Origin of the sequence: Methylomonas sp. MS20 (assembly GCF_050275925.1) — a bacterium.
Lineage (GTDB): Bacteria > Pseudomonadota > Gammaproteobacteria > Methylococcales > Methylomonadaceae > Methylomonas > Methylomonas koyamae_A.
In genome coordinates this window covers 3,135,297-3,159,866 of record NZ_CP189962.1, presented here as the reverse complement: position 1 = coordinate 3,159,866, position 24,570 = coordinate 3,135,297, and the positions used below count along the sequence as shown (strand labels likewise).

Below are 24,570 nucleotides of genomic sequence, written 5' to 3'. Positions count from 1 at the left end.
GCGAACGCGTGGGCGTAGCCGATGGCGGTTGCGGTATTGGCGGCGCTGGCCGGCATCGTTTGGGTGCAACAATGGCAGCGGCTGCCGCAGGGCTGGGAATGGCCGGCGCTGACGGCTTTATTATTGCTGTGCGCGTGTCGCCGTCAGATCGGCTTGGTCGCACTATTGGCCGGCGCGCTGTGGGCGGCCGGTTTCGGGGCCTGGCGGTTGGCGCAGCAATTGCCCGAAGACTTGCAGAATCAAGCGGTCGACGTCGAAGGTTATATCGCCGGCATGCCCAAGCACATGGACAACCGTATCGGCTTCGACTTCGCGGTCACCCGTCCGGCTGGCGATTTTCCAAGCAAACTGCGATTGAACTGGTATCGAACCACGGCGGATGTGGCGGCGGGGCAGAGCTGGCGTTTGACCGTCAAGTTGCGACAGCCGCACGGCCGCTTGAATCCGGGCGGTTTCGATTACGAAGCTTGGTTGTTTGCCAATCGCATCGGTGCCACCGGCTATGTGCGCGACGAGCCGGCGCCGTCGCGCTTGGCCGACGATGGGCGCGTGGGAGCAGTCTTGGCGCGCGCCAGACAAAGTATTTCGGCAAGGTTGGATCAGGCCTTGCCCGGCGGCTCCAACCTCGGTTTGATCAAGGCGCTAACGATAGGCAGCCAGGATGGCATCGGTCAGGCGCAGTGGCAGGTGTTTCGTAAAACCGGCACCGTGCATTTGATCGTGATTTCCGGGTCGCACATCAGTTTGGTGGCGGGCTTGGTATTTCTCGTCGTACGGCGAGCCTGGGCCTGGACCGGCAATCCGCGTTGGTCGCCGCAACGGGTGGCCGCGCTGACGGCCTGGCTGGCGGCGGCTTTTTATGCTGGATTGGCCGGCTATTCGGTTCCGACGCTGCGTGCGGTCGTGATGCTGGCCGTGGCGTTCGCGGCCTTGAGTTGGCAGCGTCACGTCGGGGCCTGGCGCATCCTGTTGCTGGCCTTGCTGGCGGTGTTGATCGTCGATCCGCTGGCGGTGCAAGCGGTCGGCTTTTGGTTGTCGTTCGCGGCGGTCGGACTGTTGATTTACGTTTCCGCCGGCCGGCTCGGCCGGCCGGGCTATTGGCGCGAGGCGGCGTTGGCGCAATGGGCGACCGCGGCCGGGTTGGCGCCGCTGCTGATCCTGTTTTTTCAGCAAGTATCGCTGATTTCGCCGCTGGCCAACTGGCTGGCGGTGCCGGCGATCGGCATCGTCGTGGTGCCGTTGGTCTTGGCTGCTGTGGCCTTGCTGTTCGTTTGGCCAATGTTCGCGCAATTTTTGTTGCAACTGGCGGATTGGATACTGCAAAGCCTTTGGTGGACCTTGCAAGCTCTGGCGAAATTGCCGCTGTCTAACGCGACTTTACCGGAACCGGCGTGGCCGGCCTTATTGGCGGCCGGCATCGGCAGCGTCCTGTTGCTGGCACCGCGCGGATTTCCCGGCCGTTATTTGGGCGTCTGGCTGTTGTTGCCGGTGTTGGTCGCGGACGTGGCCAGACCGCCGCCCGGCGAGGTCCGGCTGGCGCTGTTGGATGTCGGCCAAGGGTTGGCGGCGGTCGTCGAAACCGCCGAGCATCGCTTGCTGTTCGACACCGGCGCGCGTTATTCCGAAGACTCCGACATGGGCGACTCGGTGATTTTGCCTTATTTGCGTTCGCGGGGTATACGCCGGCTGGACGGCTTGATCGTCAGTCACGACGATATCGACCACTGTGGCGGCGCGGAATCGGTGCTGGCCGAGGTCGCGGCGGACCAAGTATTCAGCAGCGTGCCGGCCTGGGCCGAGCGGCTGGAAGGCCGATATTGCCGGGCCGGCCAGACTTGGAATTGGGACGGCGTCGAATTCCGGATGTTGGCGCCGTCCGACCCGCGCCTGCCGGGCGACAACGACAATTCCTGCGTGCTGCAAGTCCGCACCGCCAGCGCTAGCCTGCTATTGACCGCCGACATCGAGCAGGCCGGCGAACGCCGCTTGGTGGAGCTATACGGCGATCAACTGGCCAACACCTTTTTGGTCGCGCCGCATCATGGTAGCAAGACCTCTTCGACGCTGACGTTTCTGGAACAAGTCGCGCCCGCTTGGGTGCTGATTCCGGCCGGGTATTCGAACCGCTTCGGCTTTCCGCATCCGCAAGTACTGGAACGCTATCGCCGGATGGGCGCAAACTGGGCGAATACCGCCGAACAAGGCGCGATCATCGTCGACACCGCCGAGATACCGGTCGCTATCCACGGCGAACGTTGCCGGCATCGTCGCTATTGGATGGCGGACGACGCCTGTCCGGCGGCGGAAGCCGGCCGATAACACTTAACGGCGCCGGAATTTCTGCCTATACTCTCGAAATTATTCGCGGGAGCTTATGCATGGAAATTGAAAAACGCAGTCATCGGCGGTTTTGCCCCGAGGGATTGGCGGCGCACATCATCATCGACCCGCCGCCGCCCGGCGGTGAAATCGTCATCGACGGCTTGGTCGTGGACATGAGTTACAGCGGCATCAAAATCCGTTTGAAAGAACCGCTGGCCCGGACAGTCGAGGAAGCCGAGCTGCGGATTTCCATCGTGTTGCCCGAGTCGAAAGTGCCGGTGTCGATACACGGCATGATCAAACATTTACGCGACGAGCATCAGGAATGCGGCTTGCAGTACGACAGCGAGCGGCATGCCGAACACGATCTGGACGACTTGATGTTCGAGTGCGTGAAATTCGCGCCGCCGGCCGACGAAGACTGAGGATGGCACGGACCACCTCGGCCGGCATGCTCCGGCGAATCTGGGAAGCGCTGAACGGCGAAACCGCCTACCGCCGTTACTTGCAACACTGGCAAACCCACCATGCCGATAGCGAATCCGCGCCGCTGAGCCGCAAGGCTTTCTTCGCCGCCGAAACCCGCCGTAAATGGAACGGCGTCAAGCGCTGCTGCTAGTAAGCTATTTTTGGCAATCGCCTTTACAGGCGGAGACGACAATAGAAGCGATGCAGTACATTTGTACTGGCACAAATGCGTCATTGTTTGTTGCCGGAAATACGCTCAACATGATGTTCAACAAAAGCCGCCAGCTTAGGGCGGCTTCGCAGCCTTTTTCGGTCCGCGGCCGCCTAGTCCGCCCGCGCCGCATCGTCGCACTAGATTAAGCATCCACGGGGTGGTAATCCGGTTCCAGTAGCGTTTTAAAGGAGCACGTCATGCCTGTAGCACTTTCTTATCCCGGCGTTTACATCGAAGAGGTCCCCAGCGGCGTTCGCACGATTACCGGCGTCGCCACCTCGATTACCGCGTTTCTTGGCCGGGCCTTGCGCGGACCGACCGATGAGCCGATCACCGTCAACAGCTTCGGCGATTTCATCCGGGTGTTTGGCGATTTGTCGCCGGATTTTCCGCTGTCCTATGCGGTACGCGACTTTTATCTGAACGGCGGCCAACAGGCCTTGATCGTCAGGCTGGCGAAAAACGCCACGGCCTCGAAAAACGCCGATCTGAAACTGGAAGCCGCCAGCGTTGGTTTGCGCGGCGACAAGCTCACTTACACGATAGACGCCAAGGGCATTACCGCCGAAGTCGCCGGCCGTTACGGCATTGCGCAGGCCGATTTATTCAATATGACGGTGTACGAAGAACCCGGCAAGGGCCGCGTCGAACGCTTCCTGAATTTGGCTGTCACTGTCGGCGCTGGCGCCCGCCGCCTGGATCGAGTGTTAGCCGCGGAATCCAATTTGATCCGCGTGCAGAAGAAAGCCGACGGCAGCGCCGATCTGGTGGCCGGCCGGCCCACCGACTCGACCGCCGCCGAAGATCCGGCCGATCCGGCGGCCACGCCGGCCAGCTTTAAAAAATTTACCGGCGGCGGCGATAGTGCGTTGTTGACCGCCGAAGCCGACGTGGTCGGCGACAAAAACAACAAAACCGGCCTTTACGCGCTGGATAAGGCCGATTTGTTCAATTTGCTGTGCATACCGCCCGACACCCGCGAGGGCGATACCTTGAAGGAAGTCTATCAAAAGGGGATGAAATACTGCGCCGACCGGCGCGCCGTGCTGATCGTCGATCCGCCGGCGGCGTGGGGCGCGAATAAGGATACCGCCGCTGCAACGGCTCGCGACGGATTGAGCGGCTTGGGTCTGTCCGGTGTCGAAGCTCGTAACGCAGCGCTGTACTTTCCGCGTGTGATTCAAAGCGATCCCTTGCGCGAAGGCCAGCTCGACGTGTTCGCGCCCAGTGGCATGATTGCCGGCATCATGGCGCGCACCGACACCGCGCGCGGCGTTTGGAAGGCGCCGGCCGGGCTGGATGCCTCGCTGAGCGGGATTCAAGGTTTGCAAGTAAATTTGAATGACGCCGAAAACGGCATGCTCAACCCGTTGGGCATCAATTGTTTGAGGGCGTTTCCGGTCAACGGCCGGGTGGTCTGGGGCGCGCGTACCTTGCGCGGTGCCGACCAGTTGGCCGACGAATGGAAATACCTGCCGGTGCGCCGCACCGCGTTGTTCATCGAGGAAAGCCTGTATCGCGGCACGCAGTGGGTGGTGTTCGAGCCGAACGACGAGCCGCTGTGGGCACAGATTCGTTTGAACGTCGGCGCCTTCATGCACAACCTGTTTCGCCAGGGCGCTTTTCAGGGCAGTACCCCCAGGGAGGCCTACTTCGTTAAGTGCGATCGGGAAACCACGACGCAAACCGACATCAATTCCGGCATCGTCAATATCGTGGTCGGCTTCGCGCCGCTAAAACCCGCCGAATTTGTCGTCATCAAACTCCAGCAAATGGCTGGACAAATCGAAGTCTAAGGAGAATCCGCCATGGCTCAGTTCAGCGTCAACGCACAACGGTTCGATCCCTATAAAAATTTCAAATTTCGGGTCAAATGGGACGGCAAATACGTCGCCGGCGTCAGCAAGGTCGGCGCGCTCAAACGCACCACCGAAGTAGTCAAACACCGGGAAGGCGGCGATCCCAGCAGCAGCCGCAAATCGCCGGGCCGTACCGAATACGAGGCCATCAGCCTGGAGCGCGGCGTCACCCACGACAAGGAATTCGAGCAATGGGCTAACAAGGTGTGGAATTTCGGTTCCGGGCTGGGCGCGGAAGTGTCGCTCAAGGATTTTCGCAAGGACATCATCATCGAACTCTACAACGAGTCGGGCCAGCTCGCGGTGGCTTACAAATTGTTTCGCTGCTGGGTGTCCGAATTTCAGGCCCTGCCGGATTTGGATGCCAACGCCAACGCCGTGGCGATCCAGCACATCAAGCTGGAAAACGAAGGCTGGGAACGCGATTACGAAGTCGCCGAGCCGGCCGAGGAAACCTTTACCGAGCCGCAATAGCCATGAGCGCGGGCATCGCCTCGACCTTGCTGGCCGCCTGGGAACGCTGTCTGCTGCAGACCGATACTGAACGCGCACTGACATTGCTGGTCATGTTGGATACCGAACTCAGCGAAACCACGTTGAGAAGTCTGCCGCTCGGGCAACGCAACGGCCGGCTGTTGGCGCTACGCGAACGCTTGTTCGGCGCGCGAATGGCCAGCTTGGCGGCCTGCCCTAACTGCGCGGAGACGCTGGAACTGAATTTTAATGTCGCCGATCTGCAATTGCCGCCGTCGGCCGAGGCGCCGTTGCTGCTGGTGCAAGACGGTTTCCGCATCCAATTGCGTTTACCGGATAGCCGCGATTTATTGCACATTCGAACATTGGCTGACGTCGATGCCGCACGGCGGACTTTGTTCGCCCGCTGCTGCGTTGAAGTGTTAGCCAGTGGCGAGCCGGTTGTCCCGGAAACCGTCCCGGAAGCCTTGATTGCTTCGGCTGAAGCTTTACTGGCCGCCGCCGATCCGCAAGCCGACATCCGCCTGGATTTGAATTGCCCGAGTTGCCGGCATGCGTGGCTGGCGGCTTTCGATATTGCCGGTTATTTGTGGCGGGAAATTCAGGCCTGGGCGCAACGCTTATTCAACGACGTGCATTTGCTGGCCCGCGCTTACGGCTGGAGTGAAGCCGACATCCTGGCAATGAGTCCGTTGCGCCGGCAATGCTATCTGGAACGGGTGCGGCAATGAACGGCTTTCTGGGACAACTCGCGGCGCTGACGCTGCATCAAATAGAAGCCTTGCCGCCGCGTTTGCCGGGGCGTTTCGAGGCGGATTCAAGCGAACCGTTCGCGGCGGATCCGTTCGATCCGCCGACCCAACCTTTGCCGCCAGAGCCGACCCTTGGGCCGGCTATCCGCGAACCTATACCCACGATCCCAAACACCGCGGTCGGGCGGGATGACGCAGTCGGACAACGGGCGCCAAATTTCGATCCACCCTTCTCCTGGCAGCCGCAAACGCCTGCCGAACAGCCAGCGGCGCAACCGTTGTTGACGCCCGTTGCGCCGGCAATCCCGCCCTTGTCCAGCCGCCGCGAAATACCAGCCGAACCTCGGACACCGACCAATAGCGGCACCAACGTGGCCGCGCCGGCGGTCGAGCGGGAAATGACTCGAATCGAGGAACGCGTCAGCATTCTGACCCAGCATGAGCGCGTGCTCAGTCGGGAGGTAACGCCAGTCAGCGAAGCCGCCGGTCGGCAACGCCAGCCGGAATCCGAACCGCTTAAACCGATGAATCCGCTCGTGGCCGAGCTTAAACCCATCGTCCCGGCATTGACCGGTTTCAAGGACGCCGCAACGCAGCAACTCGCCGATGCCCGGCCGGAGCCCACGCCTGCGCCGACGATACAGGTCACGATAGGCCGCATCGAAATCCGCGCTACCCAAACCAGCGAAAAATCCGCCGCCAAGCCGCGCCCGGCTCAGGCGACGATGAGTCTGGACGATTATCTAAAGCAGCGCGACGGAGGCCGGCGATGAGCAATTCACTGGCTGTCGCCACGGTAACGGCCGCGTTGGCGACGCTGATTCAAAATGCCGCGCAACAGGCCGTCAGCGGCGCCGAAGTGGTGCTTGGCAGGCCGCAAACCGCGCCGCCGGCCAATGCCTTGCGCTGGGTGCAACTGTGTTTGTATCAGGTCACGCCGAATCCGGCTTTGCGTAACGCCGATCTACCGACCCGCGATCCTAGCGGACGGATTAGCCAGCGCCCGCAAATCGCCCTGGATTTACATTATTTATTGGCGTTTTACGGCGACGAAACCGCCTTCGAAGCGCAGCGCATGCTGGGCGCGGTGGCCCGCGACCTGCACGCCCATCCGGCTTTGACGCGCCAAGCCGTCCACAATGCCGCTCTCAGTCATGCCCCGCTGAACGACTCCAACCTGGACCAGGCGCCGGAATTGGTTCGGCTGACACCGTTGCCGTTGAACCTCGACGAGCTGTCCAAGTTATGGTCGGTGTTCTTCCAAACGCCCTACGCCTTGTCTATTGCCTACCGGGCCAGCGTCGTGCTGATCGAATCGGACGACGCGGTCAATCCGGCGCCGCCGGTGTTGCAACGCGGCCGGGATGACCGTGGTGTCGAGACGCTGCTGGGCCGGTTTCCGCGCTTGGAAACAATCCGGATTGGCTTCGCCGACAACCGCGATGTGCCGCTGCCGTCCTTGCCTAATGCCTGGCCTGGCCTGGTTTTGACCTTCGGCGGGCAGGACTTGCAAGGCGACAGCGTAACGCTGCGCTTTCAGCATCCGCGTCTGGGCAGCCGCGACGTGGCGATCCCGGAAGCGGACCGCGATGCCACCAGTCTACGCTTTACCTTGCCCGACGATGCGGCGGCGCAAACCGACTGGGCGGCAGGCCTTTACGAAGTCGCCGCCATCGTCAGCCGCGACGGCACGGAACGCACCACCAACCGCTTGAGTCTGCCGCTGGCGATCCGCGTCGACAGCATCTTGCCGGCCAATCCGGTGGCCCGCGCGGCCGGCGACGCCACGCTGACGATGGCCGCGACGCCGCAAGTATTAACCGAGCAAGCGCCGCTGCTGCTGTTGGGCGACCGCGAAGTCGCCGCGCAAGCGCGCATCAATCCCAGCGATCCGCTGGTGTTCGTCATCGAAAACGCCGCGCCGGTCAGTTTGCAACCGGTGTATATCCGCGTCGACGGTGTCGACAGTTTGCCGTTCGCGTTTTTGGATCATCCGCCGCGCTATGCCTTCGCCGACAGCCAACGGGTGACCATCGTATGAACGAGCATCAACGCTGGCTGCAAGCCAATAACGATTATCTCGGCGATGCGATCGCCTGGCTGCACCGCTTGCTGGAGCGGCAAATCGCGGAACTGACTCATGCCGCGCCACCGGCCAAACGTGGCTGGTTCAAATGCCGGGAGCCTGAAACGGAGCAAGGCTCCGACGACGCCGAAACCGCGATCCGCGCGCTCGGTAAAAAACTGGCGGCCGCCGAAAGCGCCGATCCGCCGCCGGCCTTGATTATTTTAAGCCGCCAGCTTGGCCTGGATCGCTTCGAGCAACAAATTTTGCTGTTGTGCGCGGCCATCGAGCTGGACGGCAAAACCGCCGCCTTGTGCGCCAAGGCCCAAGACAATCCTTATAAACCAAATCCGACCTTCGCGTTGGCGCTGCGTTTGTTCGAACAACCCAACTGGCAAGCCTTGTCCGCCGACCGGCCCTTGCGCTACTGGCGCCTGCTGGAGATCAACCAGCCCGGCGCCGAAGCGCTGACCACCAGCGCGTTGCGGGCCGACGAGCGCATCGTCAATTTTCTGGTCGAACCCAGACACAATATCGACGACCGTTTATTGCCGTTCATGGCCCCGCTGCTCGGTGCCAGCGATGCCGCCGCGCTGGCGCCGTCGCAACGGCGGGTCGTCGGGGAGATTGCCGCTTACTTGCAAAGCCGGGCCAGCGGCCTTAGTCAGTGCGTGTTGGTACAATTGGCCGGCCCGTCGACCCGGGCAAAAGCGGAAGTGGTCAGGCTGGCCTTGGCGGAACTGGGACTCGGCGGGATGGCGATGAGTTTGGAGAGTCTGCCGACTCAGACCGCCGACCTGGAAAACTTGTTGCGGCTGTGGGAGCGCGAGCGCTTGTTGCTGCCGGTGGCTTTGTATCTGGACGCCGGCCATGTCGACGAGCACACCCATGCCGCGTTACTGAGACGTTTGCTTGGCGCCTGCAACGGCGTATTGATTTTGGGTGTCCGCGACCCGCAACCGGAATTCGACGGCTTGATCGTCGAAATCGCCAAGCCCGATGCCGAGGAACAGCAACACGCCTGGCGGGAGGCGCTCGGCGACGATGCCGCTGTGTTGGCCGCGCAACTGGCCGGCCAGTTCAGCCTGGAATTGCCCGCGATCCGCGAAATTGCCGATTCGGTGGCCGGCCAGCCGGCGGCTGGCGAACGCCGCGACCGGCTCTGGCAAGCCTGCTTGCGTAAAACCAGCCCCAAGCTGGATCAATTGGCGCGGCGAATCGACGTCAAAGCGGCCTGGTCGGACATCGTATTACCCAAGGAACCGCTGGCGCTGTTAAACCAGATCGCCGGCCAGATCCAGCGGCGCGGCCTGGTTTACAACGATTGGGGCTTCGTCGATAAAATGAATCGCGGTCTGGGGCTGAGCGTGTTATTCGCCGGCGAAAGCGGCACCGGCAAAACCATGGCGGCGGAAGTGATCGCCAACGCCTTGCAACTGAATCTGTACCGGATCGACTTGTCGGCGGTAGTCAGCAAATACATTGGCGAAACCGAAAAAAACCTGCGGCGCTTGTTCGATGCCGCCGAAGACGGCGGCGCGATTTTGTTTTTCGACGAAGCCGACGCGCTGTTCGGCAAGCGCAGCGAAGTCAAGGACAGCCACGACCGCTACGCCAACATCGAAATCAATTACTTGCTGCAACGCATGGAAGCCTATCGCGGTCTGGCGATTCTGGCCACCAATATGAAAAGCGCCCTGGATCAGGCTTTCATGCGACGCTTGCGCTTTATCGTCAATTTTCCGTTTCCCGGCGCCGCCGAGCGCGCCGACATGTGGCGTAAGGTGTTCCCGCCGCAAACCCCGCTAGCCCAGCTGGATTACCAGCATTTGGCCCGTTTCAATCTGACCGGCGGCAGCATCCACAACGTGGCCCTGAACGCGGCGTTTCTGGCGGCCGCCAGCGATGCTCGGCAAGTAACGATGGCGCTGATTTTCGAAGCGCTACGCGCCGAATTCCGCAAGCTGGATAAACCGGTCAACGAAGCCGAGTTTCGGCTGTTGGGCGTCGTCGGGAGCGCATCGTGAACATTCACTTGCACATCGAGCGGCTGGTGCTGGACGGTGTCGATTTGGCCGGCCATAGTCGCGGCGAACTGCAAGCAGGTATGACGGCGGAATTGACCCGCTTGCTGAGCGAGGGCGGTTTGGCTACCCATCTTGTCGGAGGTGGAGCTTTACCGAGGTTGTCTACAAATGCCGTTCAATTGACCGGCAACAACCCCACGCAAATTGGCCAGCAAATCGCACAATCGGTGTATAGAGGTATAGGCAATGAATAAAACCATCTTTAGTCCGAGAGTAAAAACTTCAAGCTTTATGCCGCCCGCGCAAGGCTTGCTGCAACGTAAATGCGCTTGCGGCAACCACACGATTACAGGTGGGGAATGCGCTGAGTGTGCGAAGAACAAGAGCGGTCTACAACGCAAGCTTGCCATTGGCGCTAGTAATGATCCGCTGGAGTTTGAGGCGGATCGGGTTGCCGATCAGGTAATGGCAGCACCGCTAAATTTAGCGGTTGGCGCCGCACCGCCGAGTATTCAGCGCTATATGGGGCAAGTAACGGAAGGGAGCGGATTCGTGCCCGCCAGCGTAGATAGGGTTCTCGCAGGTTCGGGTAGACCACTGGAGCCTGTATTACGTCAGGATATGGAACAGCGCTTCGGCCACGACTTTGCAAGCGTTCGGGTGCATGCCGATCCCGCTGCCGAGCAATCGGCGAGAGATCTGAACGCTAACGCCTATACGGTTGGTCATAATGTTGTATTCGGTGCAGGCCGATTTGCGCCCGGGACGCAGGTGGGGCGCAAACTGATTGCGCACGAGCTGACTCATGTGGTGCAGCAGCGTTCCGTAGGATCGCTCGGAATCCAACGCCAGGCAGATGAAGAACACGACAAAATCGTCAACCTTAGCAAAAGAACGACAGGAAATTTGACGGGTCGAGCTTGGGAAATTGTGTGGCGCATGTTGACGCGATATTTTCCGGAATATTCGGGGAATGTGGCTGCTGTTGGATATGACGAGAAAGAGCAGGGTGTGAAGGTCAACGTCAAGGAGATTGATCGCCAAGGTAAGAAAATTCAGTCGGCGACCGTAACCGTAGGCAAACGGTTCGTGGAAGATACTTCTGCTGACACGTTGCGCGAGAGAATCGTAGAGTTGGGTGAAAGTCTTTCCGCTTCGGGTCTCAAGGCAATTCCTGATCCACAGGCATCGGCAGGTACAGCCAAGGTATGGAAAATCATCAACGATAAGTTTCCGAAGAAAGGCCGAAGGCTTGCCGGGAGTTCATACGATGCGAATTTGCCCGGCTTGGCAACAGAGTTCAAAGCAGTAAACGTTCAAGTTGGCAAAGTAAACGTCTCGGTTAGTGCACCAAAGCTTTATTTTGGCAAGACCTTCCTGGCGCTACCCGAAGGGGATCAGGAGACGAAGATCGGAGAGGAACTTAAGCAAGTCGACAAATGGTCTGTAGAGAATTTCCGAATTTTTAAAGAGGATCTCAACGATGAGGATATCACTCTGCGCATTCGCGGACTCTCCAGCGCTCGATTAACGCAATTTCGTGACAAAAGTACGGATCCAGCAGTCAAGCAGTACGCCGGTAGCCTCTTGACTGTCTCAACGCCGCTGGGGCAAGGGCTCACTAGGCAACCTAACGGCACGCTTAGTGCTAAGGTCGGAAATCTGACCTTGGTAGTTTTGCCAGACAATACAGGCACTTCTGGAATAGCACGTCCCGTTACCGAGTTCACACTACAGCTGGCGGCGATCCCAGCTCTACGGCCCGATCGTCAAGGGATGATCAACAATTTCAATCCGCCGCCACCGCTCGTTATAACAATCCAAACTAGTTACCCGCCTAGCGCTGGTCCTGATGTTACATCCGGCTACGGTCGCGGCACGACGGCGGCGGAACAGTCCCTGGATGCCAAGACGTTACGTGTTCACGAGGGCAGTCACGGCCAAGAGTATTTGACGCTTATCGTTAACGCGAACAGTCGACACCCCTTTCCACCGCCGCTTAACGTGCCGAATGGTACCCCGGTGGCGCAATACAACACTTTACTAACAGCTTACATACAAGCTCGGCGAGCATTCTTTGATGATGTTCAGGCTGGCAGAGCGAGGGCTAATCAATCTGTAGATTGTGTTGGTACTACGATTGACCAATACAACCGTCAGCATCACATTCCCGGAGTCAGGGTTTGTCCGTAGTCAAATAGAGTGCATCACGTGCAGCAAACAACGTAAATAAGACCACTGATGAAACTTTATGAATACTTCCAAATACAATCGACTGGGCCAGAAAATCACACAATCTGTACGTGGACTAAGAGGTCATGAATAAAACCGCCACTGCCCAACAAGCAAAAACCGCAAGCTTTGTGCCGCCCGCACAAGGCTTGCTGCAACGCAAGTGCGCTTGCGGCAATCATACGGTTGCGGGTGGGGAGTGTCCGGTGTGTGCGAAGAGCAAGACTTGTCTACAACGGAAGCTTGCTATTGGTACAAGTAATGATCCGCTGGAACTTGAAGCTGATCGGGTGGCGGAGCAGGTGATGTCCATGTCGGTACATTCCGCAGTAAGTTCCGCACCACCACGTATTCAGCGCTACGCCGGGCAAATAAGTGAGGGGTCGAATGCAGCCCCCGCTAGCGTAGACCGTGTTCTTGCTAGCCCAGGTACTCCTTTGGAGCCAGCATTTAGACAGGACATGGAGCAGCGCTTCGGGCATGACTTTTCCAGAGTGAGAGTGCATTCCGGCGGAGCCGCTGAGCAGTCGGCATGGGACGTGAATGCCAATGCGTACACAGTGGGAAATCACATTGTGTTCGGCACGGGCCGCTTCGCGCCTGGAACTCATGACGGGCGACGTTTGATTGCACACGAACTGACGCATGTAGTCCAGCAGGCTGGGGCAAAGGGCGCTCCCCGTTCGCCCCGCGTGATTCGGCCGGGCGAAGCACGGCAAGCTATTGCGCGCGCACCGGCCCCTCCAAACCGCCAGCTCGGCTCCGGCCCCCAGCTGCCGGCTGACGCGCAGATGGTCGACCTCGCTAAGATAGAGTACACACAGGCAGACATCAGCTTCAAGACCGGTGGCGGAGTCAGCCTTGGCCGGATGGCGGCCCAGATGCGCCAGACGGGTTGGGACGTTTCGCAGCCCGCCGATGTCGTGAAGATGAGCGATGGGCGACTGGTGTCGCTTGATCACCGGCGCCTGTGGGCGGCTGAAAGAGCGGGTATTGCCCAGGTATCGGTGCGTATTCACACGGAGTCGGAGCTGCTCGCCGCCGATACTGCCGTGCGTTTCGAGATCAGCAAAGGCAGGGTACCGCAGGGCACGAACCCGAGCACGGGTACGCCATGGCAGGCTGGCGACGCGCCACGCACCTGGGGCGAAGCAGTCCACTTCCGTAGTGCGGGCCAGGGTTTCTCGAAAGTGGGCCGGGCAAGCAACAGCGGTTTCGATCCCACGGCACTTCCGGGCGGCGGCGTCCGCGCCCCGTCGTTCCCAGCTACAGGCAGCAAATACATGCCTATGCGCGTGCAACCCGGACCTCTTGACCAACGGATCGACCCGACTGCGGGGGGCTCCATGATCAAGAGCGGCGGCGTGCGCAAGAATGTGCCCACAGGTAAGATCGTAACGGGCATGATCGACGGTAAGACCGCCGGAAGCGGCCCCTCCGGGTCCACCGGACCCGGAGGGGCCAGGCCCGTCGCGGAGACGAAGCCGGCGGCGACCGAAGGCCGCGGTCCGTCCGTGAGCGAGATCGTGGTGCCTCCGCATGCACAAAGCATCAACGCCACCCGCGGTGCGATGGAGGGCGCTTGGTCGGCGCTCCTCGCCCACCAACTCAGCTATGTGCGTGGTGCGGAACTGAAGAAGGCCTTCGACGCTCTGGCGGCGCTGGAGCCGACGATCGAACAACACCGCCAAAAGGGTATCGACGTCACGATCACCGTCGTCGCAGAAATCCCTGACCGGCCGGACGTGGCGGCCCTAGCGACCGGTGTCGGCGACCCCAGCCAGGTCGTCCGGTTCCGTGACATGTTCGTCAGCCATCTCTCGTTGCCGCCATCTGCAGCGACCTCTACGGTCTCGACCATGTACGACGCCGGCGGCCATTCCCATGACCATGTGGGCCTGGGCGACATGACGCTGGATCAGCAGATCAGATCTCAGTTCGGAGACAAGTATGCCGTGCCTGGCACCGGACCAGACGCCGGTTTTCACTTCGCCGAGAGCAAACAGGTCCTGCCCGGCTATGCGCAGCACAAAGCGGCGGAACCAGCTTCGCAAATGGCGTCGCGCACCTTGGGCCTCAGCGGGACCTGGACGCCGGAATTTCGCCAGATCTTCGCTGGCGACATCAGCCAGGTGATGCCTCTCACGGCGCGTGCGCTGAAAGTCGAGGTGGACGCCAGTGGCGCGGCGACGCCGAGAATGACCTTGGCCAGCCGTGCCTATGCCTTCGAAAACGGCGGACCCAACGCCACGATGGTCATGACCGGTCGTTTCAAGATGGGTGATGGTTATCCGCCGCAGGCGCAATGGCATTGGAGCGCGTTCGAATACCATCCGGAGAAAGGGCTAATCCTGGAATGGGCGCATGGACAAGACATGACCCACGACAATTTGTGGGACGCCCTTTTCCTGTGGCGTCGCCTCTAGCAGCTTGTCGGAGCTTAGTACAAACCTATGGTTCTACCGAAGCTGGTAAGGTAGCTAGCCAAGTAGGGTGCATTACATGTAGCAAGCAACGGTAAATAAGATAAACGATGAAATTTGGGCGCGAATTTTTAATAACGACCGAAAAGGTGCGTGAAACCCTACTTTCTTCGAACTGCGGCGAAAGGCTAGCGACTAGCCGACCCACTATTGAGTAACGCAACATTTAACGAGAAATAACGATGCGCTCAGCCACCTCCAAGTTAAAAGATTTCGGCGATGATCTTAAGGATGTTCTGAACAAGCTGATTCCGCTCATGGTTCGACAAACTCTCCGCGAACCGAATCAAGCTAATGCCGTTAATCCCGAACCTGTCGAAGCACTTAATCCTAACTTCCTGAAAACAGCTGATGCGTCGGTCATACCGATTGGCGCGACGCCACCGCCAGGAGCTTTCTCATGAGCGGTTTCCCCGGCTCTCCGAAACTGATCAAGGGTGGGGTGGTGCTGATCGATCCCGGCAGCGGCGCGGTGCGGCGCATCATCGCCTTGCAGTACAACCCGGATACGATTACCCGCTCCTTGCAAGTGCAAGGTATCGGCGCCGATAGCGGTGACCGTTCCGAAGCATTGCGTCTGAAAGGTCCGCCGGTGGAAACCATCAAGCTGGACGCCGAAATCGATGCCGCCGAGCAGTTGGAAATCGCCGACGGCCTGGCGACTCAAGTGGGTTTGCATCCGCAACTGGCTGCGCTGGAGTTGATCGTCTATCCGAGCAGTGCTCAGCTCCAGGCCGCCAATAGTCTGGCCCACGCCGGCACCCTGGAAATCGCCCCCGCCGAAGCGGCGTTGATGCTGTTTATCTGGAGCAAGCAACGCATCGTGCCGGTGCGGCTGACCGAGTTCAGCATCACCGAGGAAGCCTTCGACGCGGCCTTGAATCCGATTCGCGCCAAACTCAGTCTGGGCCTGCGGGTGTTGAGCGTCAACGACATCGGCTTCGATCACAAGGGTGGCAGTCTGTTTATCAGTTACCTGCAAAACAAGGAGCAGTTGGCGCAAAAATTTGCCGGCGGCGCGTTTGCGGCGCTGGGCATCAGCGGTATTTAGGAGACGACGATGACCGATCCGAACCTGGCTTTGCAACAACTTCTGCAACCCGGCGGCAATGCCAGCCCGTTTCCGCCCGGCAGCCGTTATTACAGCATTCCGACCGCGATTCTGGAAAGCGCCGACGGTCGTAAGATTGCCTATCTGCGCCGCCGCTTCGTGCCGGCGCCGGAGCGCTTCGAGCTGCTGCAAGAACATACCGTCAGTCAAAACGAGCGGCTGGATAACATTACCGCCCGCTATCTGGGCGACCCGGAACAGTTCTGGCGGCTGTGCGACGCCAACCGCGCCTTGCAACCGCGCGAGTTGGAGCAGGCCGGTCGCAAACTGCGCATCACCTTGCCGGAAGGCATACCGGGACCGGGTAATGCTTAACGGCATCAATCTGACCTTGCTGATCGGCCCAGCGGTGCCGATACCGGCGCCGACAGCGGTGATCGAGGCCTTGACCAGCGTCCAGGTCAACAGTGGCGGCGAACGTAGCGGGTTTCAACTGGTGTTCGCGGTCGGCTCTCGCTCCTTGCTGACCACCACGCTGTTGCCGGCGGGCTATTTCGATCCTATCACGACGCGGGTGATGGTCATCGTCACGCTGAACGGCATCCCCAACGTGCTGATCGACGGCATCGTCACCCGCCAGGAAATGTCGCCGAGCAGCGAGCCGGGCCAGGCAAAGCTCACCATTACCGGCGAGGATTTGAGCGTGCTGATGGACATCGTCGAACTGAAACGGCCATTTCCGGGCATGGACGAAACCTTGCAAATGCTGACGATACTGGCGCCGTATGCCGCCTTCGGCGTGATTCCGTTGGTGACGCCACCGCTGTTTCTGAATTTTATGTCGCCGACCGAGGGCTACGAATCCCAGGATTCCACCGATCTGGCGCATATCAAGAAACTGGCCGCGCGCAACGGCTACGTGTTTTACGTCGAATCCGGGCCGTTGCCGGGCCAGAATCTGGCTTACTTCGGCCCCAACATTCGCCTCCCGATTCCGCAGCCGGCGCTGACCATCAACATGGATGCGCACAGCAACGTCGATAGCCTGAGTTTTTCGTTGAACGGTCTGGCCAAGGAGGTGCTGATCGTCACGGTGATGGACCCGATCACCCGCAAAATTCCGATTCCGGTGCCGATACCCAACATCAGCATTTTTCAACCGCCGTTGGGCGCGCGGCCGACGCCGCCGGCCAAGGTCAGGTTTGCCAAGGACGTCGCCGACAAACGCCCGCCGGGGGTGGTCAATCTGATGATAGGGCAAATGCTGAAAGGCTCGGCGAACGCGATAACCGGCAGCGGCTCGCTGGATGTGTTGCGTTACGGTAGCGCCTTGCGGGCGCGGATGGTGGTCGGCGTGCGCGGCGCCGGTCTGGCTTACGACGGTTTGTATTACGTCGATAGCGTTACCCACAATCTGAAACACGGCGAATACAAACAAAACTTCACGCTGTCGCGCGACGGCTTGATTTCCAACACGCCGAGGCTGCCGGTATGAACGAAGAGAACAAATACTGGGGCAAGTATCGCGGCACCGTGGTCAACAATGTCGATCCGGAACAGCGCGGGCGGATTCAGGCGCTGGTGCCGGACGTCAATTCGCTGATTCCGACCACCTTCGCCGAACCCTGCGTGCCGTTGGCCGGACCGACCGGGCCGCCGATGGGCGTGTACATGGTGCCGCCGATAGGCGCCGGGGTGTGGATAGAGTTCGAGCACGGCGATCTGGACAAACCGATCTGGGTCGGCTGCCGCTGGGGCTTGCAAACCGATATTCCGTTGGCGGCGCTGGCCGGCAATCCCGCCGATCCCAATATCGTGATTCAGTCCTTGTTGCAGCAAGGCATTATCGTCAGCGACCTGCCGCCGGCGCCGCCGCCGCCGGTGATGCCGCCGATTCCGACCACCGGCGGGGTGATCTTACGCAGCACCACTGGCGCTTACATTGTGGTCAACGATGCGGGCATTTTCATCAGCAACGGCAAGGGCGCCAGCCTGGAAATGCTGGGGCCGGCGGTGATGATCAACAAGCTGGCGCTGGTGGTGACTTGAGATGGCCGGCTTCTTAGTGCATGTCGGCGCGCAGGTGTTATGCGCCCACGGCGGCCAGGCGACGCCGACCGTACCCAACCCGCGCGTCACGGTCAGCGGTCAGCCGACCGTGCTGATGACGGCGCCTTATATCGTGGCCGGCTGTGCGTTGCCGCCGCCGCCCGCCGCCAACGGCCCCTGCGTGACCGGGCAATGGCTGATGGGCACCACGCGGGTCACGTCCAACGGCCAACCGCTGGTGGTGCAAAGCAGTCAGGCGATTTGCGCGCCGACCGCGACGCCGCTTTTGATTTTATTAACCCAAACCCGCGTCAGCGCGCTGTGAGGATGCCATGAGAGCCGTCGATTTTCCTTTGCATTTCGACCAGCGCGGGCGCACCGCAGTCACCGCTTACGACGAGCATATCCGCGACATGATCGAACAATTTCTGTTCACCAACAACGGCGAACGCGTCAACCGGCCTGATTTCGGCAGCGGCTTGCTACAACTGATTTTCGCGCCGAATAGCGCCGAATTGGCCGCGACCTTGCAATTCACGATTCAGGCCGGCTTGCAGCGCTGGCTGGGCGACGTGCTGGATGTGCTAGGCCTGGAAGTGACCAGTCAGGACTCGACCTTGCGGGTACAGGTGCAATACCGGGTCAAGCGCAACGGCGAGGTCCGTAGCGCGGAATTTCTGCGGAGTCCGACATGAACGCCTCGGCATTGCTGTGCCGCGAGGACGGTCGCCGAGCGCTAGTCCGGGCCAGCGAGAGTTTGAACGGCTTCGATTACTTGGAAGTCGGCGACGACCAACTGAGCTTGACGGTGTTTTTTCTGCGCAAGGCTCCCGATCACCTCGACGCCGCGAATCTGCGTATCGTCGGTGGCGAGCGGATTACCGGCATCCGGGTGGTGTCGATTGAAATCGTCCGCGACGAAGACCCGGAGCGCGACGATTACATGCTGGTGGGACTGGACCGTTACGGCGATTTTTCCAACTATCGCTTGCACGCGGTGGCTTTGGACGAACAAGGCCGGCCTACCGAGCGCAGCATGGCCGGCTTCGATCCGCGTTACGCGAGTCTGGAATTCAATTTCAAGGTGGCCTGCGGCGGCGACATCGACTGTAAGCCGGCGCAGGATTGTGCGGCGCCGGCGGCGGAATTGCCGGAAATCAATTATCTGGCCAAGGATTACGCCAGCTTCCGGCAATTGATTTACGACCGGTTAGCGCTGACGCTGCCGGATTGGCGGGAACGCCACGTCCCGGATTTGGGCGTGACGCTGGTCGAATTGCTGGCTTACGTCGGCGACCATCTCAGTTATTACCAGGATGCGGTCGCCACCGAAGCGTATCTGGACACCGCGCGGCGGCGGATTTCGGTCCGGCGCCACGCCCGCTTAGTCGATTACCGCTTGCACGAGGGTTGCAACGCCAGGGCCTGGGTGTGTCTGGAGGTATCGCAAGATTTGGCCGTCGAAAGCGCCGATGTGTTTTTTATCACCGCGTTCGATTCCGGCGACGACACGGCTTTGCTCAAGGCCGAGGATTTACCGCAAACCTTGCCGCAAGCCTATTTGGTCTACGAACCCTTGCTGGTGCCGGCCCAGCAAACCCTGCACTGGTACGCGGCGCATAATGCCATCGATTTTTATACCTGGGGCGATGCTAAATGCTGTCTGGCCAAGGGAGCGACCTCGGCGACCTTGCTGGACCCCGGCACCGAAAGCCGGCAACTGCATTTGCAAGTCTGCGACGTGTTGATTGTCGAGGAAGCGCTGGGACCGCACACCGGCAACCGCGCCGACGCCGATCCCCAGCACCGCCATCCGGTGCGGCTGATTGCGGTCGAGGAGGGCGTCGATCCGTTGACCGGGCGCTTCATCGTTGATATTCGCTGGAGCCGGGCCGATGCGTTGCCTTTTGCACTGTGTTTGTCGGCGGTCAAGGACGAAGATTGTTCGCCGCTGACCGGCGTCAGCGTGGCGCGTGGCAATGTGGTGCTGGTCGATCACGGCGAAACGGTGACCGAAACGCTGGAAGCGGTGCCCGGCAGTTGGCAGTGGCCGGATTGCGACGATTGCGGCGTGCGCGAACCGACGGCGTTGCCGTTGCGTTACCGGCCACGTTTGAGCAAGCCCGAATTGACCCACGTCCAGCCACTGCCGGCCTGCCGTCAGTCCGATCCGTGCGGCGCACACGACCTAGTCGTCGCGGCCAGCGGTTTAGCGGATCAGGATGTACGCCTGGCATTGCCTTGGCTGGAATTGACCGAAACCGATCTCGGCGCTTGCGATAAGCCGGCTACTTGGTCTGCGCAAGCCGATTTGTTGAACAGCAACGCCGGCGACCGTCACTTTACCGTCGAAATTGACGACGATGCGGTTGCCTGGCTGCGTTTCGGCGACGGCCAACAGGGCCGGATGCCCAAGCCCGGTACCCGTTTCGCGGCCCGCTACCGGACGGGCAACGGCCCGGCCGGTCTGGTCGGCGCCGAGACCATCACACGCATCGTATTTCGTAATCGCTTTCCCAGCGGCGCGACCCTTTCAGTGCGCAATCCCTTGCCGGCCCAGGGCGGCGTGGCGGCGGAGCCGGTGGCTCAGGCGCGCTTATTGGCGCCGCACGCGTTTCGGCAAGTGTTGCAACGCGCCGTCACTTGCGACGATTACGCGCAAATTGTAATGCGCGATTTCGCCGCCGAGGTACAAAAAGCCGCCGCAACGCTGCGCTGGACCGGCAGCGGCTACAGGGTGTTGGTGGTGGTCGATGCCTACGCGGCCAGTGCCGACTGCCGAAGCTTGCTGTGCCGCATCGACCGGCATTTGCGGCGCTACCGGCGCATCGGTCACGACCTGGAAGTGGTTGCCGCGCTGCAAGTGCCGCTGGCCTTGATCTTGAAAGTCTGCGTTCGGCCCGGCTTTTTGCAAAGCCAGATTAAAGCGAGCCTGCAAACCATGTTCAGCAACCGCGTTTTGGCCGATGGCCAGCGCGGCTTTTTTCATCCGGACAATCTGAGTTTCGGCGACGGCGTGTATTTGAGTCGCATCGTCGCGGCGGCACAAAAGGTGGCCGGCGTCGCCGGCGTCGAAGTCAGCGAATTGCGGCGCTTGTTCGAAGCCGCCGACGATGCAATCGCCACCGGCGTGTTGACGCTGGCGCCGCTGGAAATCGCCCGTCTGGATAACGATAAAGGTTTTCCGGAACACGGCTTATTGACGCTGAATATGGAGGGCGGACGATGAATACCATCTCATCTTGCGGCTGTTGCTCGGGCATCTCTGTCTCGGTGCCGGCGGCCATCGAGAACCGGCCCGGCTTGCCGGCCTTACACTACCGGATTGGCGATTACCACGGGTTTCTGGAATCGGCGCTGGCGCGCCTGTCCACGCTGAATCTGGCCGAGCCGGGCGAAGCGGGCCGTTATCCCTTGCAGGCCTTGACCAGTCGCCAGCCCGATGACTTTTCGATTGCGCTGCTGCAAGCTTGGGCTAGCCTCGCCGAAGTGTTGAGCTTTTATCAGGAACGCATCGCCAACGAAGGCTATTTGCGCACTGCCACCGAGCGCCGCTCGGTGTTGGAACTGGCCCGGTTGATCGGTTATCAGCCCCGGCCCGGCGTCGCGGCCAGCGTGTTTTTGGCCTATGGTTTGGACGATAAATTCGAAGGTCCCAGCCTGATAGCCAAAGGCGCGAAAGTACAGAGTCTGCCGGCGCCCGGCGAGTCGCCGCAAACCTTTGAAACCAGCGACGACCTGGAGGCGCGCGCCGCCTGGAATACGCTGAAGCCGCGCCTGAGCCGCCCGCAAACGTCGCTGTCGATGTTCTTCGATCCCGGCGGTCCGCGCGTCTATCTGAAAGGCATCAGTACCAAGCTGAACGTCGACGATCCGCTGCTGATCCAGATCGGCGGCAACGAGCCAGCGCTGCTACGGGTCGGCGAAGTCCTGCCGGAACCCGAGCACGACCGCACCCTGGTGCGTTTGCAGATTGGCGTGACGCCGATTGCCGCCGTCTTAAATTGGCAAGATGTACTGAACGATCAATACGCCTTGTTGCTGCTCGACGACGGCAGCGGCCAGCCGGGGTTTTTCGATTTTCGTTTCGACGTGGACATCGAACAGGTGGAGGCTGACGGCTTGACGCTGTATTCGCTGGCCGACGGCGGGGCCTGGTTGCTGCAGATCGGCGCCGAAGGTCACCAAATCGTGTTAAGCCGGAACAGCCGGCAACTGGGCTATGCGGTCAAGTCGGTGGACGGTATCGGCGCGACTGGACTGAGCTATCTGCGTATTTCCCTGGAAGGCTTGCAGGATTACCGGCAAATCATCGCCGGCTTGACGCAGTCTCCGTCGCTTCAGCCCCGCAACCAGGCGACCTTGACGCGCAATTTGGCCGGTCAGTTCTTTGCCGCACCGCTATTGGATCCCAGTGCCGGCGGCGGCGCGGGCGGCGGGGATACCGGCGGAAATGGGGGCGAACTTCGCTTCCGTGCCCGACCGTTAACGGTCGATGTCGCTGCTCGCTACGCGACCCAGGGCTTGAATGCGGTGGCCGACGCCAACAACGCCATCGCCAAGCGCTTCAGTCCGGCCTTACGCACGCATCTGGCCGCCGCGACCGCCAATACCCGGATCACGCTGGATGGGCCGGTGACGGTGTATGCGCTGCGCGGCAAGGCATCGCCGTTCGGGCATAACGCGCAGTTGCGGCAGACGGATTTCGCGAACGGTAATTACACGCTACGAGAATGGCAAATAGCCAACCCGTATAACACGCCAACCACGTCTAATACCGGTTCGGTTACCGGCGCGGTATTCCACCAGCCGACCACGCTATATCTGGACGCCGATTATCCATTGACCACCGGCGGCTGGATCGTCATTGCCAAAGCCAACGGCAGCGAGATCGTGGTGCGCCTGGATAAGGACACCCTGCAACACCGCTCGCTGGCCGCTTACGGGCTGAGCGGTAAAAGTCTGGCTGTCAGCCTGCCGAGCGATAAGGCCTGGATCGGCGAACCGACCGGCAACAACCCGGAGCCGTTCGCCACGGTGCGTACCACGACGGTTCACATTCAAAGCGAAGCCCTGGCCCTGGCCGAGGAGCCGATCAGCACGCCGGTGTGCGGCGGCGATAGCGAGTTGCTGGAGTTGGACCGCTACCACGAGGATTTGCAAGCCGGTCGCTGGGTCATCGTCAGCGGCGAGCGCGCCGATCTGCCGGGTACTTCCGGCGTGCGTTTCAGCGAATTGGCGATGCTGTCTTCGGTGCGCCAGGATTTGTATCGGCAGACCTATTACAGTTTGGCCGGCCGAGACGGCGGCGTCGATAAACTGGAGTACAGCTTGCCCGGCGACCGCATCCACAGTTTCGTCAAGCTAGCCAAACCGCTGGCCTATTGCTTCAAACGCGACACGGTGAAGATACACGCCAACGTGGTCAAGGCCAGCCACGGCGAGACCCGCAAGGAAGTGCTGGGCAGCGGCAACGGCGCCCAGGCCCTGCAACGGTTTACGTTAAAGCAATCGCCGTTGACCTTCGTCGCCGCCAACAATCCCGCCGGCATAGATAGCACGCTGGCGGTGTCGGTCAATGGCGTGCAGTGGCGGGAAGCCGAGGCTTTAAACGGTCTGAGCGCGACTGGCCGCGCTTTTGTAACTCAAACCGACGATGACGGTAAAACCTCGCTGATTTTCGGCGACGGTGTGCACGGTGCGCGCTTGCCGAGCGGGGTCGAAAATATTCAAGCGGTTTACCGTAGCGGCATTGGCAAGGGTGGCAATGTCAAGGCCGAGCAAATCAACCTGTTGCTGAGCCGGCCGTTGGGCGTCCGGGATGTGATCAATCCATTGCGGGCCTCTGGCGGCGCCGATCCGGAAAGCCGCGACCAAGCCAGGATCAATGCGCCGCTGACCCTGGCGGCGTTGGACCGGTTGGTGTCGGTACGCGATTACCAGGATTTTTCCCGGACCTACGCCGGCATCGGCAAGGCTTACGCGGTCGAGTTGTCCGACGGTCGCCGCCAAATCGTTCACGTCACGGTGGCCGGCGCCGAAGACATTCCCATCGACGAGACTTCCGACTTGTTTTTGAACTTGCGGCAAGCGCTGCACGACTATGGCGATCCGTTTCAGCCTCTGCAACTGGCGGTGCGGGAATTGTTGTTGATCGTCGTCAGCGCCAGGGTTCGCATAGCGCCCGATTCCCGCTGGGAAAATGTCGAGCCGGCGTTGCGCGGGGTATTGCTGGAAGCCTTTGGTTTCGAGCGCCGCGAATTGGGGCAGGGCGTTTGTCTGTCGGAAGTGATTAGTGCGATGCAAGGTGTGGCAGGGGTGGTGTATGTCGATGTGGACGCCTTCGGCGGCGTGCCGGAAAAAATCCCCGACGCGGCGGCGGGTCGGCGTTTGCAAACGCCCGCCGAAATCGCCGAGGCGGTGCAAGCCATCGCCGCGCAAACCCAACCGGCCCAGCATTTGGCCGTGAATCTGGCCAAATTCGAGAACGGCGCGATTCGGCCGGCGCAAATCGCGGTGTTGGCGACCGAGATTCCGGAAACCCTGAGCTTGAATCAGATACTGTGAGGCTGGC

21 protein-coding genes are annotated in these 24,570 nt (G+C 60.7%); all 21 read left to right on the top strand.

Going from position 1 to position 24,570, the window contains the following annotated elements; translation table 11 throughout:
- Positions 1-21: 21 nt before the first annotated feature.
- Positions 22-2,319: a DNA internalization-related competence protein ComEC/Rec2 gene (locus tag ACQE3D_RS14120; RefSeq protein ID WP_313730022.1), complete on the top strand. Its 2,298-nt coding sequence runs from the start codon at positions 22-24 to the stop codon at positions 2,317-2,319.
- A 59-nt stretch (positions 2,320-2,378) separates the two neighbouring features.
- Positions 2,379-2,747, top strand: coding sequence for a PilZ domain-containing protein (locus tag ACQE3D_RS14115; protein ID WP_313730023.1), 369 nt, complete (start codon positions 2,379-2,381; stop codon positions 2,745-2,747).
- Between the two features lie 2 nt (positions 2,748-2,749).
- A complete protein-coding gene (locus ACQE3D_RS14110) occupies positions 2,750-2,941 on the top strand; it encodes a YbdD/YjiX family protein (protein WP_313730024.1) in 192 nt (63 codons plus the stop codon).
- Positions 2,942-3,201: 260 nt separating this feature from the next.
- Positions 3,202-4,800: a phage tail sheath family protein gene (locus ACQE3D_RS14105; RefSeq protein ID WP_313730025.1), complete on the top strand. Its 1,599-nt coding sequence runs from the start codon at positions 3,202-3,204 to the stop codon at positions 4,798-4,800.
- Positions 4,801-4,812: 12 nt separating this feature from the next.
- A complete protein-coding gene (locus tag ACQE3D_RS14100; protein WP_064027807.1) occupies positions 4,813-5,337 on the top strand; it encodes a phage tail protein in 525 nt (174 codons plus the stop codon).
- A 2-nt stretch (positions 5,338-5,339) separates the two neighbouring features.
- Positions 5,340-6,068: a hypothetical protein gene (locus ACQE3D_RS14095; protein WP_313730026.1), complete on the top strand. Its 729-nt coding sequence runs from the start codon at positions 5,340-5,342 to the stop codon at positions 6,066-6,068.
- Positions 6,065-6,862, top strand: coding sequence for a hypothetical protein (locus ACQE3D_RS14090; RefSeq protein ID WP_313730027.1), 798 nt, complete (start codon positions 6,065-6,067; stop codon positions 6,860-6,862). Before ACQE3D_RS14095 ends, ACQE3D_RS14090 begins: the two co-directional genes overlap by 4 nt.
- Positions 6,859-8,130 carry a DUF4255 domain-containing protein gene (locus ACQE3D_RS14085; protein ID WP_313730028.1) on the top strand — a complete coding sequence of 424 codons (1,272 nt, stop codon included), beginning with the start codon at positions 6,859-6,861 and terminating at the stop codon, positions 8,128-8,130. Before ACQE3D_RS14090 ends, ACQE3D_RS14085 begins: the two co-directional genes overlap by 4 nt.
- Positions 8,127-10,181: an ATP-binding protein gene (locus tag ACQE3D_RS14080; RefSeq protein WP_313730029.1), complete on the top strand. Its 2,055-nt coding sequence runs from the start codon at positions 8,127-8,129 to the stop codon at positions 10,179-10,181. Before ACQE3D_RS14085 ends, ACQE3D_RS14080 begins: the two co-directional genes overlap by 4 nt.
- Entirely contained in the window at positions 10,178-10,435 is a 258-nt protein-coding gene (locus tag ACQE3D_RS14075) for a hypothetical protein (protein ID WP_313730030.1), read from the top strand. The genes ACQE3D_RS14080 and ACQE3D_RS14075 overlap by 4 nt, the downstream gene beginning before the upstream one ends.
- Positions 10,428-12,374: a DUF4157 domain-containing protein gene (locus ACQE3D_RS14070; protein WP_313730031.1), complete on the top strand. Its 1,947-nt coding sequence runs from the start codon at positions 10,428-10,430 to the stop codon at positions 12,372-12,374. The genes ACQE3D_RS14075 and ACQE3D_RS14070 overlap by 8 nt, the downstream gene beginning before the upstream one ends.
- 125 nt (positions 12,375-12,499) lie before the next feature.
- Positions 12,500-14,839, top strand: a complete 2,340-nt coding sequence (locus ACQE3D_RS14065) for an eCIS core domain-containing protein (protein ID WP_427500661.1) — start codon at positions 12,500-12,502, stop codon at positions 14,837-14,839.
- 239 nt (positions 14,840-15,078) lie between these two features.
- The gene (locus tag ACQE3D_RS14060; protein WP_064027793.1) at positions 15,079-15,300 is read left to right on the top strand and encodes a hypothetical protein; all 222 of its coding nucleotides are present in this window, start codon (positions 15,079-15,081) and stop codon (positions 15,298-15,300) included.
- Positions 15,297-15,947, top strand: a complete 651-nt coding sequence (locus tag ACQE3D_RS14055; RefSeq protein ID WP_313730032.1) for a hypothetical protein — start codon at positions 15,297-15,299, stop codon at positions 15,945-15,947. Before ACQE3D_RS14060 ends, ACQE3D_RS14055 begins: the two co-directional genes overlap by 4 nt.
- A 9-nt stretch (positions 15,948-15,956) precedes the next feature.
- Positions 15,957-16,322: a LysM domain-containing protein gene (locus ACQE3D_RS14050; protein WP_313730033.1), complete on the top strand. Its 366-nt coding sequence runs from the start codon at positions 15,957-15,959 to the stop codon at positions 16,320-16,322.
- Positions 16,315-17,442, top strand: a complete 1,128-nt coding sequence (locus tag ACQE3D_RS14045; RefSeq protein ID WP_313730034.1) for a hypothetical protein — start codon at positions 16,315-16,317, stop codon at positions 17,440-17,442. The genes ACQE3D_RS14050 and ACQE3D_RS14045 overlap by 8 nt, the downstream gene beginning before the upstream one ends.
- Complete coding sequence (locus ACQE3D_RS14040; RefSeq protein ID WP_168029401.1) at positions 17,439-17,996, top strand: phage baseplate assembly protein V; 558 nt, start codon at positions 17,439-17,441, stop codon at positions 17,994-17,996. The genes ACQE3D_RS14045 and ACQE3D_RS14040 overlap by 4 nt, the downstream gene beginning before the upstream one ends.
- A 1-nt stretch (position 17,997) precedes the next feature.
- A complete protein-coding gene (locus ACQE3D_RS14035; protein ID WP_313730035.1) occupies positions 17,998-18,321 on the top strand; it encodes a hypothetical protein in 324 nt (107 codons plus the stop codon).
- A 7-nt stretch (positions 18,322-18,328) separates the two neighbouring features.
- Positions 18,329-18,691, top strand: coding sequence for a GPW/gp25 family protein (locus tag ACQE3D_RS14030; RefSeq protein WP_313730036.1), 363 nt, complete (start codon positions 18,329-18,331; stop codon positions 18,689-18,691).
- Positions 18,688-21,225 carry a putative baseplate assembly protein gene (locus ACQE3D_RS14025; protein WP_313730037.1) on the top strand — a complete coding sequence of 846 codons (2,538 nt, stop codon included), beginning with the start codon at positions 18,688-18,690 and terminating at the stop codon, positions 21,223-21,225. Before ACQE3D_RS14030 ends, ACQE3D_RS14025 begins: the two co-directional genes overlap by 4 nt.
- Positions 21,222-24,563, top strand: a complete 3,342-nt coding sequence (locus ACQE3D_RS14020; protein WP_313730038.1) for a putative baseplate assembly protein — start codon at positions 21,222-21,224, stop codon at positions 24,561-24,563. Before ACQE3D_RS14025 ends, ACQE3D_RS14020 begins: the two co-directional genes overlap by 4 nt.
- Positions 24,564-24,570 lie beyond the last annotated feature (7 nt).